The organism is Azospirillum endophyticum, from assembly GCF_016595245.1.
Classification (GTDB): domain Bacteria; phylum Pseudomonadota; class Alphaproteobacteria; order Azospirillales; family Azospirillaceae; genus Azospirillum; species Azospirillum endophyticum.
Genome location: NZ_JAENHM010000049.1, coordinates 40,909 through 57,468 on the forward strand (window position 1 = coordinate 40,909; position 16,560 = coordinate 57,468).

Consider the following 16,560-nt stretch of genomic DNA (forward strand, 5'->3'; position numbering starts at 1 on the left):
GCCTATTCTGCGACGGTGGTGAAGAAGGCGGACTGGGCGACCACGCCGCCCTTCGCCTCCGCCTGCGCCAGCGCGGTGCGCAGGCTCGCCAGATAGGCGCCGGCCGGCTCCACCTCCTCCCGGTCGGCGGGGAACAGCGGGTCGCGCGTCACCAGCGCCAGGATCATCGCCGCGCCATAGGGCGGAGCGATGGTGTAGACGCGGTCGCTCGCCGATCTGGCGACGCCGAGCGTGACGGGGCGGCCGGCTTCCAGCCGGTCGTCGCGGCGCAGGCGCATCGGCACCATGTGGATCGCGTTGCCTTCCATGTCGATGTAGTCGACGGTCAGGTAGCCCGCCGTCCCGGCGGTCACCGTGACCTCCAGCTTCTCGCCCTTGCGGTAGACCATCGACGGCCGGTTGAAGCCGAGCCCCAGCGCATTCGCTCCCTGCCCCTCGGCCCGTGCCGGCAGCCCGGCGACGCCCAGCGCCTCGCACAGCGGCCAGGGACGCACGGCGACCTGGGCATCGACGTCGATGCCGGCCGGCAGGGCGGTCAGCGCCGCCTTCAGGACGCGGGCATCCTCGTCGCTGCCAACATAGCCGCCGACCTTCACCCCGTTGCCGGCCTCCGCCGCCTTGACCCCGGCGCAGGCGAAGCCGCCCGCCGCCGCCTCGACCGCCTTGCGCGCCTCGGCCGGCGTCAGGCGCGGCACCGGGGGGGCCGCGGGAACGGATGCCGGCACGACCTGCGCCTGCGGCTGCGGCTGGACGGGTGTGGGAACCGCGGTTTGAGGCGACGTGTTCTGGGGCGCCGTGTTCTGGGAGGGAGCGACCTGAACCGCGGGGGTGGCCGGCGGCGGGGAAGCCGGCTCGGACGGCGGCTTGACCGGGGCGGCATCGGCCTTGGCCGCAGCATCGGCGGCCGGTGTGGACGCCGGCACCGCCGTCGATGCGAGCTGGGTGGCGGGAGCCGAGGTGCCGAGCGGCGCCGTCGTCATGGCCGACGGCGGCGGGGCGACGGAAGCGGGGGTGGCCGGAGCCGTCGCCGTTCCGGTCATGGTGGCGGGAGCGGAGGCCTGCGTCGACGGCGCGGACGGCGCAGGCGGCTGGGACTGGCCGAACAGCAGGAAGCCGGCCACGCCGGCCGCCGCCAGACCGCCGACACCGCCGGCGATCAGGCCGACCGGCGCCTTCTTCGGCCGGTCCGCGGCCTTCCCGCCCGCAGCGGCCTCTTTCAAACCCGGCTGCGCAGCCGTGGTCGCGACGGGCTTCGCCCCGGCCTCCGGCTTCGCCGCCGGAAAGGACGTGATCTCGAAGGGCGTGATCTCGGCCGGACGCCGGGTGAGGGCACCGACCAGCTCCGCCATGGTCTTGACCCGGGTCTGCGGGTCCGGTTCGAGCATCGAGCAGAGGACGCCGCGCAGCGGCTCGTCCAGGGCCGACAGGTCCGGCACCGCCATGCGCCGCTCGATCATCGCCTGCGGCGTGCGGCCCATGTCGAGCGGATGGCCGAGCGCCGCCGCGGCCAGCACCAGGCCGGCGCTGTAGATGTCGGACTGCGGCCCGACCTGTCCGCCGAACAGCCCGAACTGCTCGGGCGAGGCATAGCCGTATTTGCCGGCGAAGGCGTCGCCGATGACGGTCCCCGCCCCGCCGGCGGTCTGCTTGGCGATGCCGAAATCGATGATCTTGGCGTTGGCGATCTCGCGGCCGGGCAGGATGACGTTGTCGGTCGACATGTCGCGGTGGACGATGCCGCGCTGGTGCGCCGCCGCCAGGCCGGAGGCGATGCGGTCGAGCAGGATGGCGACCGAGGCCGCGTCCAGCGCCCCGCCCTGCAGCACCGCCAGCAGCGACGGGCCGTCGAGGAATTCCATCGACAGCAGGAGGCGGCCGTATTCGTCGCGGAAGACGCCGTCGTAGGACACCACCGCCTCGTGCCGGATCTCGCGCAGCGCCGCCGCCTCGCGCCGCAGCAGCTCGACCATCTTGGCGTCCTGCGCCAGTTCCGGCCGGATCACCTTCACCGCATGCCAGGTGTCCATGTCGACATGGCGGGCGCGATGCACCTCGCCCATGCCGCCGCGGGCGATCAGTCCCTCGACCAGATAGGTGTGGCTCAGCAGCGTGCCCGGCCCGATCGGGTCCGGAACGCCCCGCGGTCCCGACGCCCCGACGCCCGAGACGGAAGAGGGGGGAACGGAGGATACCGGAGCCTGAGAGGCGGCGCCTTGAGAACCGGCGGCCGGCGGGGTCGTCAGGCGGGTGGCCTCCATGTCGGTCCCGCCGCCGGTCCCGGGATTCGCCAGACCGCCGTCGGCCGGCCCCGCGGTCGCGGCCGGCGGCAGGGCGGTGGGCTCGTGGCTGTCGCCGGGGAACTGGGTGGGGGGCTGGGCCATGGGATGAGGATCGGTCCGGTTCGGGGTTGGTGCGGCGGCGGGGCGGGTCAGTCGGGCTTCTGGCCGTCCGGACCGTCGCCGGCATCCCGGCGCACGAAGCGGTCATATTCGCGGGCGATGGCGTCGCCGACGACGCGGTCGAAATCCTCCTCCAGCTCGACCACCAGATCCTTGTAGAGGGCCTCGTACTGGTCCCAGTAGCGGGCCTTGCGCGCACCGGGGACGATGCTGTCGAGAAGCCGCGTCTCCAGCCGCTGGCTGAGCGCGCCGGGGTCGAACTTGGCGACCACCTGCTTCAGCGCGGTCTGCAGCGCGGCGGCATAGGCGAGGTGATGGACCTGCACGTCGTCCGCCGCTTCCCGCACCGCGTCGGCCATCGGCAGGAAGCCGCGCAGGCGCGGGTTGGCCAGAACCGAGACCGCCTCGTCCAGCGTCTCGCAGCGCTTCAGCGGGTTTTCCCCCGACGGCCGGAAGCTGGTCTGTTCCAGGTGGAACTCGTCCTTGAAGCGCGACCGCGCCCGCAGGGAGCCGTGCAGCGCCCCGAGGCTGACCCGCAGCGCCTCGCCCAGGCTACGCATCATGGCCGTGGGATCGGGCAATCCGTCGGGGGGCAGCGCCGCGCCGAAGCCCTCATAGAAGGCGGCGACGGCCGCACCGGCATCGGGCGCCGGCGCCGTGACGGGCGCGGCGAACGGCGGGGCGGCCGGTGCCGAAACCGGCATCGGCGGAACCGGGGCCGGCACCGGAGGAAGCGTCGCGACCGATACCGGACGCGGGGCGATGACCGAATCGTCCGGCAGCGGGACATGGTCGATCGGCCGAACGGGCTGCTGGAAAGCCGCATAGGACGGCTCGACGGGCAGCGGAGCGACAGCCGGCGGCATGGCCGGTAGAATGGCAGATGGGCGCTCGACCGGCGGCTCCGTCACCCCCGGATCGGGCAGGGTCTCGTCGATGTTCCAGTCGTCCGGCAACGGCTGGGCAGCGGACGGCTGGGCAGTGGGCTGCGGGGCGAAGGATGCCGGAGGAATCGGGGCGGCCGGAGAGGGGATCGCCGGGGATGCCGGCTGCGGCGTGCCGAACAGCTCGTCGTCCCAGTCGTCGGGGATGCCGCCGACGGCCTGACGCGGCGGTTCGGCGAGCGAGGGGGCCGGGGCCGAGAAGGACACCCCGATCGACAGCGCCTGGTTCAGCGGATCGGAATGATCGTCGACCGCGCCGAAACGCCAGTCGTCGGCCCGTTCGCGCGCTGCCGAACCGCTGCTGGACGCGGTCCAGGCATCGAACGGCTCCCTGTCCGCACGCAGGGGCAGATCCTCGAAGGGACGGGAGGCCGGCCCGTCGAACAGCTCGTCGAACTGGTCCGGAGCCGCGGCCTCGCGCGACGGCGATGGAGCGAAAAGATCGGAACCGCCCAGATCGGAACCGGCGGTTCTGCCGCCCAGCGCGAAGGAGCCGGTGATCTCGGTGAAGCTGGGCGCGCCCGGCGATTCCACCACCGCCTCGATGATGAAGCGGCCGACGCGAATGCGGTCGCCGGACTTCAGCGGCGCCGGGACGTTGCGGCCGAGCGGCTGGTCGGACCCGTTGAGGAAGACGCCGTTGGTGCTGGTGTCGATCACCCGGTAGCCGGAGCCGGCCTCTTCGAAGATGCAGTGCTGGCGCGACAGCAGCAGGTCGGGATCGGGCAGGATCCAGCCGTTCTCCCCGCCCCGCCCGACGGTGAGGTCGCCGCCATACAGCGTCTTCTCGGCATTGCCGCCCAGCGACGCCCGATGGTCCGACACGATCCTCAGCTTCAGCATTCCACGCTCTCCAGCCCCACCATCCCGACCCAATGCCCGGCTCGTCAGCCGCCGATCACCACCGTCGGCGCCCCGGTCACGATCACCCCGCCATGGGCGGTCTGGTCGCCCAGACGCGCCGCCGGCCGGCCGCCGACCATCACGTTCGCCGACCCCTTCACGATCACGTCCGGCGGGCCGGCGCAGACGCACATGTCGGTCACCACCGCCGCCGGCAGGAATTCGATGATGACCGTCGGCACGCCGGGGCTGACGATCGGCCCGCCGACATGCGGCACCGGGCCGGTCGTCATCGGACAGGTGTGCATGTCGGTCAGGCGGGCGGCGGGCGGCATCGGCGGTCTCCTCCGGCTTAGGGGGTCGGGGTCAGCGGGCGGCGGCCGGATCGGCACCCGCGACGGCGCCGAGGGGAACCTCGACGCGGCGCAGGTCGCCGTCCACCGCTTCGAACAGGACAAGCGCGTCGGCGCCCGCATCCTCCACCAGGAAGCGGATGCCGGGTCCGAACAGCGCGGCGCGCTGGGCGGCGTCGCTGATCGGCAGGAAGCTGCCGAGGACCACCGGGTCGTAGAAGCGGAACAGGTAGGTCGTCCCCTTCCCGTCATTGACGATGGTGAACTTGCGCAGGTGGCGGCGCACCGCGTCGATGTCGCCGTCGGCCTGCAGCAGGACGCCCCAGCCGCGGCCCCAGCCCTCCCCGACCAGCCAGTCGGCGACGGCGCTGCCGCGCGGCAGCTGGACCAGATAGGGCGCAACCTCCGCCAGGTCGCTCGCCGTGTCGCCCTGGTAGAGGGCGCGCATCTCGGTCTCCTCCTCCCGCGCCAGCAGGCCGGGATAGAGGCCGGGGTCGCGCGCGGCGTCGACGATCATGTAGAGCGCCCGCCCGTCCCGCTCCGGTCCCCCATAGGGGGCACCTTGCGGCCACAGGTGATGGGCGAGCCGGGCGATCACCTCCTGCGGGGCGCGGCGGGGGAAAGGGTCTGTCATCGCCGGGCTCATGTCTGGCAGATCTCGCAGAGCGTCGTGTTGGATGCGGCGGCGTTGCGCATCACCATGGCCTGGGACGCCACCTTCGGGGTGTGACTTTGCGCCGGGCGCGGCAGCTTCGCCTTCGGCGGCGCCGGGATCGTCCCGCCCTTGTCCTTGTCGGCCGGCGACGGCTTGGCCGGCGTGGCCGGCGAGGCACTCAGCCCGTTGGCCGCGCCGCCGCTGTTGATCAGCACCAGGGTGCCGTTCATGGCGATGCCGGCCGGGCTGAGGGTGATGAAGTTGCCGCCGACCTTCAGGGTCAGCGAGGCGCCGGCCTCCAGGCACAGGTTGGCTCCGGCATGGACGGCGTAGTTGGTGCCGATCTTGTCGTGCAGGTCGACGCCGACCGTGCGCGACACGCCGCCGCCGACGGATTCGACATGGTCGCCGTCCACCGTGGCGTGGTGGTTCTTGCCCACCCATTCCCACAGGCCGCCGGCGACGTTCACATGCTGCCCCGAGGCGACGGAAGTCCGGCTGTCATGGCCGATGCGCAGGTCGTAATCGCGCTGGGCATGGAGGAAGACCTGTTCCTTGCCGGCCTTGTCCTCGAAGCGGATCTCGTTGTAGCCGCGCCCGCCGGGCGAGCTGCGCGTCTTGATGCCGGAGCGGGTCTTGTGTTCGGGCAGGGCGTAGGTCGGCAGCGCGTCGGCGTTGTTGACGACGCCGATCACCATCGGCCGGTCGGGATCGCCGTCGACGAAATCGACCAGCACCTCCATGCCGACGCGCGGCACCGTCTGCATGCCCCACTGGTGCCCGGCCCAGCTCTGCGCCACCCGGATCCAGCAGGAGCTCTTCTCGTCCGACCGGCCGCGGCGGTCCCAATGGAACTGCACCATGATGCGGCCGAACTTGTCGGTGTAGATCTCCTCCCCCGCCGGGCCGACGACGAAGGCGGTCTGGATGCCGCGCACCGACGGCTTGGGCGTGCGCCGCGCCGGCCGCACCACCGACTTCGCCGGCAGGGCGTGGAAGCTGTTGCCGTAGGAGGCCTTGCGCTTGTCGCCGGGCAGGAAACCCTCGTTGCAGGCGTCGAACTCCAGCTCGGCCACCACGACGGGCTGGTTGTTCTCCGTCGCCGTCGGGTGGTCGGTCAGGGCGAAGGTCATGCCGGGATGCAGGCCGCGGCAGGCGCCGACGCCGCGCACCCCCTCCAGCCCGCGCTCCTCCGTCTCCATCCGGCGGCGGGCGAGCGCGGAGCCGGCGTCGCGCGCGGCATAGCGGCCGGGATATTCGAACAGCTCGTATTTGGTGGAGACCGGCACCTTGGCGACCGACGCCTCGCCGCTGTCGAGCGGGGTGCGCGGCGCCTGGAAATCGTAATCCTTGCTGGCCCAGCGCCCCGACGCGATGGAATAGACCCGCTCCCAGCGCTCGATCTGGTCGGCATACTGGCCGCTGGGGTTGAAGCGCAGGGTGGCCGGCGACAGCTTGGCATAGCCGGCGGCGCTGTCGGACAGGATCAGCTTGTGGCGGTCGCGCTCATGCGCGAAGTAGTAATAGATCCCTTCCTCTTCCAGCAGCCGGCTGATGAAGTCGAAATAGGTCTCGTTGTACTGCACGCAGTATTCGCGCGGCTGGTAATTGCCGGTGAGGCTGCGGAATTCGAAGTTGGAGAAGCCGAATTCCTGGAAGACCGTCTCGACGATCTTCGGCGCCGCCATCGGCCCGCCGCCGCCCAGGCTGTGGAAGATGCGGCAGTCGCTGGTGTAGGACAGCAGCGACAGCCAGGGCACCACCTCGATCGTGTAGTAGCGCTGGTCGCGTCCCACCGGAACGCCGACGCCGAGCGAGCGGGCGATGCCGTTGACGTAGAGCCGCTCGCCGTCGGGCTGGCGGAAGCCGATGTTGACGCCGTTGCCGACGATGACCTCCGGCGCCAGCGGCTCGATCGGCCCCAGCGCGTCGACGCGGTAGAGGAAGGGGCTGGACAGCGCCTCGCGCCCCTGCACCCGCTCCACCAGCAGCACATCGGGACCGGCCGGGGTTTCCAGCGACAGCAGGCGATCGTCCTGGACGAACTGCATCAGGCACTCTCCCCGGCATGGCCGGTCAGGAAATCGGCGAAGCGCGCGGCGGACGGCAGGGCGGCGGCGGCGAAGCCCTGCTCCGCCACGCCTTCGCCGCCCAGCGTCCACCAGCGGCAGCCGGAGGCGGCCTCCGCGCCGCCCCCCGGCGAAACGGGTTGCGGCACCGACAGGGCGGCGACGGAACCGACGAAGGCCTCGACGTCCAGCGTGTGGGTCAGGACGGACAGGGCCAGATCCTCGGCCGCCTCGAACCACGCACCGTCCGCCTCCAGGCCAGCGACACCGGAGCCGGGATCGAGCAGGGCGACCAGGGTCAGCGGGAAATGCCGTCCCGCCTTGTCGACGCTGGGCATCATCACGCCGGCCGCCGCCTGCGGCCCGCAGACCCCGGCTTCCAGCGCGAAGCGCCAGATCGGCGCGTTGAGGTAGCGGTCGAGCCAAGCCTCGCCGAGCGCGGCGCGGCTGGCCTGCAGCCCGTCGAGCAGCCACTCGTGCCAGGGATCGGCGAAGCTGCGCGGCAGCCCGCGCAGCAGGAAGTCGCCGCGCGCCGGCAGCTTGCCGAAACAGCCGGCGGTTCCCGTCACCGGCTGCGCCATCACAGGCTGTCCCATCACAGACTGTCCGGGCATCGGAAGTCCTTGATGTCGCGGATCGAGAAGGGATTGACGGCGCTGGTCATCCGCACGTCGAAACCGGCCGACTTGCCGGCGGCACCGAAGCTGAGCGGGATGCGGTCGGGCACCGCCCCCTTGCGGCCGCGGTTGGCGTCCAGCGTGCGGAACCACGCCCAGCTTCCGGTGCGCTGGGTCATCTCCGGCGGTTCGGTCGGCAGGCCGGTGAAGGTGACGCGCAGGTCGCCCGCCCCGCCCGGCTTCGGCCATTGCAGCCCCTGCGCCAGCGTGGCGTTGCGGGCGAAGGTCAGCCGCTGGCCGTCGATGTCGAGATCGACCTGCTCCACCCCCGGACCGAGATAGGTCGGGCGCAGTTCGAAGCGCAGCGAGGGGGCGCGGCCGCCATCGGGGAAGAAGGCGTCGCGGATCATCGCCGCATGCTGGAAGGCCGGCAGGACCGCGGCGGGAATGCCGAGCTCGGCGGCCGACGGCTGCCAGCGCCAGGGCTCCTTGGTCGTGTCGACGAAGGGGCGCAGCCGGTTGGCGAAGAAGCCGTCGATCAGCCCGCCGGGCGCGAAGAGCCGGGCGAAATCATCCATCCCGACATCGGCCGAGGCCCCCCGGACGAAGGGGTAGCGGTTGTCGAGCGCGCGGCGGCACCAGGGCAGCACCGTGCTCTGCCATTCGGCATTGATCTGCGAGCGCGCGCCGCTCAGCGTCCGCGCCGTCCCCTGCTCCACCAGCTCCTCGGTCCAGCGGCGCACCGGCTGCGGGTAATAGGCGACGTCGGTGGAGAGCTTCTGGAAGACCTCGCCGCCGCCGTTGGCCGCCAGATCGAACAGCTTCTGCCCGCCGCCCGAGCCCAGCGACAGCCGGGCCAGCACGGAATGCACGCCCTCGAGCTGGCGCAGCAGCTCCTCCAGCCGGGCGTTGCCGCTGTTGCGGGTGAAGTCGTTCAGCGGACGGAAGCGGTCGTCGACCATCTGGGTGACCAGCTTGGCGACGCCGCTGTCGGCCGCCGCCGCGGCGACGGCGGCGACGGCCGGCGGAGTGCCGGCCGGCGCCTCCGGCAGGCGCTGCAGAGTCGTCTCGGTCGCCACCGCGGCCAGCAGCTTCTGCAATGGGGAACTGCGGCCGGACAGGATGTTGACCTCTTCGGACAGCGCCTGCGGGTTGGCCGCCGGCACCAGGGTGATGTCGTTCAGCAACGCGTCCCAGCGCCCGGCATAGTCGCGCAGGTACAGCGTCAGCGCCGCCGTCTCCAGCTCCGGCCCGGCCTCCTCGCCGCGCGGCGGGCCGAGCAGCCAGCTGAGGTCGCGCACCGTCCGCGTCGCCGCCGGCAGCCCCGGCAGCATCACGGTGGTGAAGCCCTGCAACGTATAGAAACCCGGAACGCCGTCGCTGAACCGCGCGCCGGAGGAGCGGCGGAACACCCGGTCGCCTTCCGGCCCGGCCTGGTCCGACGGGCGCCAGTCCGGCAGCTTGCGCGCCGCCTCGCCGTCGCGGACGGCGGCATAGGCGCGGGCGGCCAGCGGCGTGCGCGCCAGCACCTCGCGCGACTGCCGGACCAGCTCGGCGTCCAGATTGGCCTTGGGCAGGCCGGCGGGGGCGCCCAGCCCGGCATCGATGTGGCCGAGGACCGCCTTGGTCTCGTCCTCGCCGGCCGGCGGCGAAACGCGGCGCAGCCAGCCGGCGGTCCAGGCCTTGACCTCGTCGCCGTTGACCGGACCGGCGCCGCCCAGCATGAGGTAGAGGCGCAGCAGCGCCTCCACCGCCGGGGCGTCGTCGGCGGTCAGCCGGTCGCGCAGGTCGCGCTGCACCCGCACCAGAAGCCGCGGCACCAGCAGCCCGTTGACCGCGCGGCGGTAGAGACCGTCGCCGGCCTCCTCCAGCTTGTCGCCCTGGTAGAGGCCGAAATCGAGGGCCAGCTTCTGCTTCAGCGCCAGCGTGTCGTGGCCGGCCGGCAGGGCACGCAGCTCGTTCAGCACCGGCAGGACGCGGCGGATGTCGTCGTCGGCGACGGTTCCGGCGGCCAGCGCCTCCGCCTTCGGACGATAGGCGTCGACCGCCTGCTGTTCGCGGTCGATCAGCCCGGCGTTGCCGAGATAGCTGGCGACCCAGACGGCGGTGGCGGCGACGGTGACCAGGCCGAACAGGCTGTAGGCGATGCGCGGGATCCAGACGCGGCGCCGCTCCGCCGCCGGGTCGAAGCCGACCATGTTGGCTTCGCGGAACACCAGGTCGTTCAGCAGGCCGCCGAGGAAATAGCTGCGCTGCTGCCCGGCGGCGACGGCGCCGCCGCGGAAGGGGGCCGCCGGCAGGCCGAAGCTCTCGGCCAGCCCGCCGATCAGCCGGTCGATCTGCGTGCCTTCCTGGGTGCCGCTGGTGAAATAGACGCCGCGCAGCCGCAGCGCCGGCTCGTAGCGGTTGGCCTTGAAGGCGGCGGCGACGAAGTCGAGCAGCGGTTCCTTCAGCGAGGCGAGCTGCGACGGGAAGGCGAAGATGGCGCCGCGGCGTTCCTGCGCATGTTCCTGCTGGATGCGGTCGACGGCGCGGGCCGAGAGCCGGCCGGCGATGCCGTCGAGTTCGCTGCCCAGCGTCGCCATGCCGGCGTCGCCCAGCTCGCTTTCGGCCGCCGGCAGGGTGACGCCGACGATCTGCCGGCGCTCGTCGCGGTTCAGGTCGTGGAAGAACTCGTTGAAGCCGGCGATCAAATCGGCCTTGGTCAGCAGCAGGTAGACCGGCGCCTTGACCTTCAGGGTCTCGTACAGCTCGCGCAGGCGGCGGCGGATGGCGGCGGCATGCTGCGCCCGCTCCTCCGGCCCGGCGGCGGCGAGGTCGGGGACGGCCATCGCCACCAGCACGCCGTTGATCGGCTGGCGCGAGCGCGCGTCCTTCAGCAGCTTCAGGAAAGCGCCCCAGCCGGTCTGGTCGACCGCCTCGTGGCTGTCCTGGGTGGTGTAGCGGCCGGCGGTGTCGAGGAAGATCGCCTCGTCGGCGAACCACCAGTCGCACTGGCGGGTGCCGCCGACGCCCTTCAGCGGCCTGCCGCCGGTCTGCTCGGCCAGCGGGAAGTTCAGGCCGCTCTTCAGCAGCGCCGTGGTCTTGCCGGCGCCGGGCGGGCCGATGATGACGTACCAGGGGGTGCCGTAGAGATAGCCGTCGCCCAGGCCGCGCTGCTTGCGCCCGGCCTTCAGCAGGGCGAGAGATTCGGCGAAGGTCTTGCGCAGGCCGGCGACCTCGTCGGCCTGGTCCATCGCCGCCATGCGGGCCGCGTCGGTGCCGCCGGTCAGTTCCGCCGTCATCCGCTCCTCGGCCTTGGCGTCACGCCGCTTCAGCAGCAGCAGCACGACGACCAGGATCGGGAAGGGAACCGCGGCGGCGACCGCCAGCCAGGGCATCTCCAGCCCGGCCAGCGGCGCCAGCAGCGCGATCAGCGCCGCCGCGATCACCGCACCGATGAAGCCCAGCACTGCGCGGGAGAGCAAGATGGCGGTCAGCCGACTCATTCCGATACCCCTGTCCCTGATCTTTCTTCGGCCGCGATCTCGTCTTCGGCCGCCGGCACCGCCCCCAAGGGGGCGGATCCGCTCACTTCTTGAGGATGATGTCGATCCGGCGGTTCGCCGCGCGGCCTTCGGCGGTGTCGTTGGGGGCGACCGGCTCGGTGTCGGCCTTGCCCTCCGCCTTCATGCGGGACTTGTCGGCGAACAGCGGATCGAATTCCGCCATCACCGATTCGGCGCGCGCCTTCGACAGGTGCCAGTTCGACGGGAAGCGCAGCCGCCCGCCGCCGGTCATCGGCACGTTGTCGGTGTGGCCGGTGATCAGCACCGCCCCCGGCTCCTCCGCCACGGCGCGGCCGACGCGCAGGACCGATGCCCGCACCTTGTCGTTCAGGCTGGCGCTGCCGCTGGCGAACAAGTTGTTGCCGCGCATGCGCACGGTGACCGACAGCGCGTCCTCCGTCACCTCGACCAGCCCTTCGGCGATCTCCGGCTCCAGGAACTTGCGCACGCGCTGGACCTGGGTGGTCTGCGGCGGGGGCGGCGGGGCGATCTGCGGCGGCGGCGGGGCGGCTTCGGCCAGCTTGACCGGCGGCGGCGTCTCGATCACCACGCCGCCATGCGGCGGCAGGCCGCCCATGCCGGCGAACAAACGGTCCGACGCGCCGTTCAGCAGGAAGCTGAGGCCCAGGAACAGCAGCAGCAGGAACAGCGCCGTGCCGGCCCCGGTCACCCAGACCGGCAGCGAGCTGCGCGGCGGACGGTAGTCCATCGCCAGCGCCGCGGCGTTCGGGCAGAGGATGCGGTCGGCGTAGCCGCGGTGCTTGACCAGGATGTTGTAGACGTCCTCGCGGATGCGGGCATGCTCGCTGTCCTGGCGGCCGGCGACGCGGTAGCGGCCGCGGAAGCCCAGCGACAGGCAGAGATACATCAGCTCCAGCAGGTCGCCGTATTTGCCCGGATCCTGGCGGGCCGAGGCGAGCCGGTCATAGAACTGATCGCCGCCGACCACGTTCTTGTGGAACATGCTGGTGACGTTCTGACGCGTCCAGGAGCTCTGGCTGCCCCAGGGCGAATTCAGCACGATGTCGTCGATCAGCGCGCAGAGCGCGTAATGCGCCGTCGCCTGGGTCGCCGAGTCCAGCCCGGACTTCGTCACCCAATGCTGGAAGTCGCGCAGGGCCGAGATCACCCGCTGGCGCAGCGATTCGAGGTCGGGCACCTCGGTCACGTCGTTCAGCCGGGCCGCCAGCAGCAGCACCGGCGAGGCGGCGGCGGCCAGCGGCGAGCGCGCGGCGAAGATGCCGGCGAGCGCCGGCCCGGGAACCCCGACCGCTTCCACCCGCGGCGCCGACGGATCCCCGCCGGCCGACCCTCCGGATGCGGCCGACCGCCGGCCGCCCGGCGTCGGCATCAGAACCGTGCGTTCCGTCTCCGGTCCGGGCTTGCCGCCGAACTCATCGCCGCCTTCCATGTCCACCCCAATCCACGCGCCGTTCCGGAAGCGGTCCGGCCGTCCTTTCCCAGCACTTTGAACGAACCAACCGACGTTAATCTAGCCATTTTTCGGCGAGGATTCCGGGGGATGAACCACGATAGGTCATATGCCCCGGCACCTCCGAACGCCGCCAAGCCGGCGTTATTGCTGTGCAGCCTGCGGCGCCGCCAGCGGGAAGGGGTTCAGCTCGTTGCCGCCGGTCTTGAAGATGGCGGACTGGTGCCACTTCTTCTCCCGCGCCAGACGCGGGACCGCGCGGTTCACGTATTGGCCGAGCGTCAGGTTGTAGATCGCCTCGTCCCCCGGCAGCAGGGCCTTGCCCTTCAGCCCCTCCAGCACCGCATGGGCGAAGATGCCGTTGCGGCCGTCGTAGCTGTCCAGCGCCTCCTCCTGCTCCGACGAGGCGGCCAGCAGGTAGCGCTGCCCCATGTCCTGGTACAGCTTGTCGACCGTGCCGGCCGACACCGCGCCCGAATGGCAGGTGTCGAGCATCACCAGCACGTTGCGGGCGGAAATGGCGCTGACCAGCCGGTTCAGGTCCTTCTCCGACAGCCCTTCGCGGAAGATCGCCTCGGGGGTGGCGGCGGTCACGTCCTGGGTGATGAAATGGTAGAGCTTGACCGACGGATCCTTCGGCGACGGCACGATCACGCCGTGACCGGCGAGGTAGAGGACGACGGTATCGTCCTCGCGCGCGTTGGCGGCCAGCGCCTCCAGCCCGGACACGACGGCGTCCCGGCTCGCCTGCTCGTCATAGAGCGTGGTGGACAGCGCCAGCGACTGTTCCCGGTCGTAGCCGACGGGAATGCGGCCGCGCAGCGCCTCGGCGAAGGAGGTGGCGTCGGCGCGGGCGAAGCGCAGCTGCGTCCCCGCCGGCCGGTACTTGTCGATGCCGACGACGAAGGTGATCAGCCGCGGCGCCGACGATGCGGCCCGCTGCCCCTTGTCCTGCGGCGCACCGTCGGCGACCTCGGCCGGCTTGGGCAGGACGAAATCGACCAGCGCCGAGCGTTCGTAGATCGCGTCGGACCCGTTGTAGGCGCGGATCTGCACGCGGTTGCTGCCGGGGTCGAGCCGGACGGTGCTGACGCGCTCCTCCGGGGGTGCCGGGGGCTGGTCCTTGGAACCGTCCGCCGGCGATTGCGGCTGCGGCTGTGCGGCGGCCTGCGCCGCCGGCTGGGGAGCCGGCGGCGTGACGGCCTGGGCGGCGGGCGCCGGCTCCTTGGCACGGGCAAAGGCGCGGGACTTGTCCTGGCCGCTGACGTTGCGGCCGTTACGGAACAGGTCGACCGACCCGATGCCGCCGCCGGTGTCGGCCAGGCGGTAGCGCAGGCGGACCGCGCCGATCCCCTCCGGCAGGGCGACGGTCAGGCGCGGCTCCTCCGCCGCGACATCCAGATCGGTCTGCTGCGGACCGCCCTTGCCGTCGGCCTGATTCGCGGCCTGCACGCCGCCCTGCGCCCCGCCCTGCGAGGCCGGCTTCGGCGGCGCCGGCACGGCCATTTTCGCCGGCGCCGGCTGCGGTGCGGGCTCCTTGGCCCGGGCAAAGGCGCGGCTGACCGGGGTCATGTCCAGCGGATGGCAGGTTTCGGCATCGGCCGAGACGGAAGCCGGTGCGGACGGCGTCGCGGGAGCCGGTGCCGGAACGGCGGCGGCAGGAGCGGCTGGAGCGGCCTGGCTCCCCGCCTGCGCCTCCGCGGCACCGGTGCCGAGCGCCAAGCCGCGGGATGCCGCGGGCACGGTGCAATAGTCCAGCAGGGTCACCTGCGGGCGGCGCTGGGTCAGCAGGCGGATGTCACCGATGGCGGACAGGCGTGCCGCGATCTCCGCTTGCCCGGTCTGGCGCAGCTTGTCGCGCACCAGTTCGGGGGCGTCGAACACGCGGTAGACCTGCTTGAACTCCACCCACTGGCTGCCCTTCTTCTTCGGGTCGTTCAGGTGGAAGCCGACCAGGGTCTCGCCGCCGCTCTCGGAATGGTCGAAGAAGGCCTCCGGCGTCCACAGCACCCAGCGGCGGCCGTCGCGGTGCGGGAACAGCGCCGCCAGCTCCTCCAGCGGGCGGGCGCCGCCCGACAGGGCGTACCAGCGCAGCGTGCCGTCGCCCAGCGCCGCCACGGCGACCCGGCCGTCGGCGGAGGCGACGACGCCCCACACCGCCGCCGGCACCTCGGCGCGGGCAAGCTCGGCCCCGGCGGAATCGAGCAGGCGCAGGCTGAACTCGCCGCCCAGCAGGACGCGGCGCTGTGCCCCCAGCACGGTGACGCTGCGCGCCCATTCGCCGCTGTCCAGCTTCACCGGCTGGCCGTTGACCTTGGGCGTGCGGGTGTTGCGCCAGTCGGCGACACCGATCCCCGGCCCATCGGCGGTCGGACGGTTCAGGCCGGGCAGCGGATCGGGCGCGGTGGTCAGGCTGCGGGCCAGCACGTCAAAGCGCATCGGCCGGCGGCCGCCCTGCTCCATGCCGAATTCCAGCACCAGCCCGTCGTCGGACAGGCCGAAGCGGCCGAGATGGATGTCGCGGTAGTCGGCGACGTCGCCCATGCGGGCGAATTGCAGCCGGCCGGCGGAATCAATCTCTCCCCAGCCGGGATCGGCAGCGGCGAAGGCCACCCCGCCGCCCGGCAGGGCCAGCAGATGCGTCACGGAATCGCGCGCCGCGGCGATGTCGGCGAAGGCGCCCTTGCCCGCATCGGCCCAGCGGCGCACCACATTGCGCTTGCCGTCCTGCGTGGCGGTGCCGGCGGCGACCAGCGCGGTGCCGTCCCAGGCGACGGCGGCGAAGCTGCCGCCGGCGATGCCGGTGGTCTTGGGCGACCAGCGCGTCTTCAGGTCGGTGCCGGACAGCACGTCGACCCGGGTCTGGTCGGCATAGCCGACGGCCAGCAGCGTGCCGTCGGGCGAGAAAGAAACCGAATAGGGCAGTCCGCTGCCCGGCTTGCGCTTGAGCTTCGGCTTGAAGGCGGCGTCATAGAGGCGGACGTTGCCGTCGAAGGAGGCGGTGGCGAGCCGGCCGTCGGGAGCGAAGGCCAGTGCGGACACCCGAGCCTCGTAGCCCGTATCCTCGGCGACCAGCTTGAAGCTGCCGCTGTCCCACACCCGGATGCCGGCGGTGCCGCCGAAGGCCCCGGCGACGAACCGCCCATCGGGAGAGATGGCGAGGTCGTTCAGCACCTGCGGCTGGCCGGGAAGCCGGGCCTTCAGCCGCTGCGCCTTCACGTCGAACAAGTAGAGCGTGACGCCATCGCCCCAGCTCGACCCGGTGTTTCCCGCCGCCACGGCCAGCGAGCCGTCGGCGGACAGGGCGACGGCATAGAGCGCCCCCTCGTCCCCCGTCTCCATCGGCACGCGCAGCACGCCGAGAGGCTCGCCGCTGTCGCGGGCCCACAGGCGCAGGGTCTTGTCGTTGGAAACGGTGGCGATCAGCCGGCCCCCGGCATCGGTGGCCAGCCGGTTGACGCGGGCGGTGTGCCCGCCGGTCTCGATCCGCAGGAAGGCGCCGGTCGATGCGTCTCCCGCCAGCGCGGCCCCGGCAAAGGCCTGGAGCGAACCCAGCAGGATGCCGAGGAATGCCCGCAGGAAAACCGCTGCGGGAGTGCCGCGCCGAAGTCGCGCGTTCGGGCGAGAGAGACAGCCGGCCATCATCCGTTCCGCTTGCACTGTGTCTTCCGGCCAGGGGTCCCATGGGGAAACCCATGGA

The 16,560-nt window shown here is 72.1% G+C and carries 9 protein-coding genes; all 9 read right to left on the reverse strand.

Features of this window, described 5'->3' with window-relative positions:
• Positions 1 to 2 precede the first annotated feature (2 nt).
• Positions 3 to 2,381, reverse strand: a complete 2,379-nt coding sequence (locus tag JHL17_RS16610) for a serine/threonine-protein kinase (protein ID WP_200194718.1) — start codon at positions 2,379 to 2,381, stop codon at positions 3 to 5.
• A gap of 47 nt (positions 2,382 to 2,428) precedes the next feature.
• The gene (gene tagH, locus JHL17_RS16615) at positions 2,429 to 4,186 is read right to left on the reverse strand and encodes a type VI secretion system-associated FHA domain protein TagH (protein WP_200194720.1); all 1,758 of its coding nucleotides are present in this window, start codon (positions 4,184 to 4,186) and stop codon (positions 2,429 to 2,431) included.
• Positions 4,187 to 4,230: 44 nt separating this feature from the next.
• Positions 4,231 to 4,521 (reverse strand): PAAR domain-containing protein, encoded by a 291-nt coding sequence (locus tag JHL17_RS16620; RefSeq protein WP_200194722.1) that lies wholly within the window; start codon positions 4,519 to 4,521, stop codon positions 4,231 to 4,233.
• A gap of 31 nt (positions 4,522 to 4,552) precedes the next feature.
• Entirely contained in the window at positions 4,553 to 5,173 is a 621-nt protein-coding gene (locus JHL17_RS16625) for a DUF4123 domain-containing protein (protein ID WP_247893598.1), read from the reverse strand.
• 8 nt (positions 5,174 to 5,181) lie between these two features.
• The gene (locus tag JHL17_RS16630; RefSeq protein ID WP_200194725.1) at positions 5,182 to 7,245 is read right to left on the reverse strand and encodes a type VI secretion system Vgr family protein; all 2,064 of its coding nucleotides are present in this window, start codon (positions 7,243 to 7,245) and stop codon (positions 5,182 to 5,184) included.
• Positions 7,245 to 7,877 carry a type VI secretion system-associated protein TagF gene (tagF, locus tag JHL17_RS16635; protein ID WP_200194726.1) on the reverse strand — a complete coding sequence of 211 codons (633 nt, stop codon included), beginning with the start codon at positions 7,875 to 7,877 and terminating at the stop codon, positions 7,245 to 7,247. The genes JHL17_RS16630 and tagF overlap by 1 nt, the downstream gene beginning before the upstream one ends.
• Complete coding sequence (gene tssM / locus JHL17_RS16640; RefSeq protein ID WP_200194727.1) at positions 7,859 to 11,368, reverse strand: type VI secretion system membrane subunit TssM; 3,510 nt, start codon at positions 11,366 to 11,368, stop codon at positions 7,859 to 7,861. Before tssM ends, tagF begins: the two co-directional genes overlap by 19 nt.
• A gap of 82 nt (positions 11,369 to 11,450) precedes the next feature.
• On the reverse strand, positions 11,451 to 12,839 hold the full coding sequence (gene tssL / locus JHL17_RS16645; RefSeq protein ID WP_200194728.1) for a type VI secretion system protein TssL, long form: 1,389 nt from the start codon (positions 12,837 to 12,839) through the stop codon (positions 11,451 to 11,453).
• Between the two features lie 165 nt (positions 12,840 to 13,004).
• Entirely contained in the window at positions 13,005 to 16,520 is a 3,516-nt protein-coding gene (locus tag JHL17_RS16650) for a caspase family protein (protein ID WP_200194729.1), read from the reverse strand.
• Between the last annotated feature and the right edge of the window lie 40 nt (positions 16,521 to 16,560).

What these genes read in the sequence shown, in the direction of transcription:
- JHL17_RS16610 (WP_200194718.1), bottom strand. Translation starts at nt 2,381, where the DNA reads ATGGCCCAGCCCCCCACCCAGTTCCCCGGCGACAGCCACGAGCCCACC.
- tagH (WP_200194720.1), bottom strand. Translation starts at nt 4,186, where the DNA reads ATGCTGAAGCTGAGGATCGTGTCGGACCATCGGGCGTCGCTGGGCGGC.
- JHL17_RS16620 (WP_200194722.1), bottom strand. Translation starts at nt 4,521, where the DNA reads ATGCCGCCCGCCGCCCGCCTGACCGACATGCACACCTGTCCGATGACG.
- JHL17_RS16625 (WP_247893598.1), bottom strand. Translation starts at nt 5,173, where the DNA reads ATGACAGACCCTTTCCCCCGCCGCGCCCCGCAGGAGGTGATCGCCCGG.
- JHL17_RS16630 (WP_200194725.1), bottom strand. Translation starts at nt 7,245, where the DNA reads ATGCAGTTCGTCCAGGACGATCGCCTGCTGTCGCTGGAAACCCCGGCC.
- tagF (WP_200194726.1), bottom strand. Translation starts at nt 7,877, where the DNA reads ATGCCCGGACAGTCTGTGATGGGACAGCCTGTGATGGCGCAGCCGGTG.
- tssM (WP_200194727.1), bottom strand. Translation starts at nt 11,368, where the DNA reads ATGAGTCGGCTGACCGCCATCTTGCTCTCCCGCGCAGTGCTGGGCTTC.
- tssL (WP_200194728.1), bottom strand. Translation starts at nt 12,839, where the DNA reads ATGGAAGGCGGCGATGAGTTCGGCGGCAAGCCCGGACCGGAGACGGAA.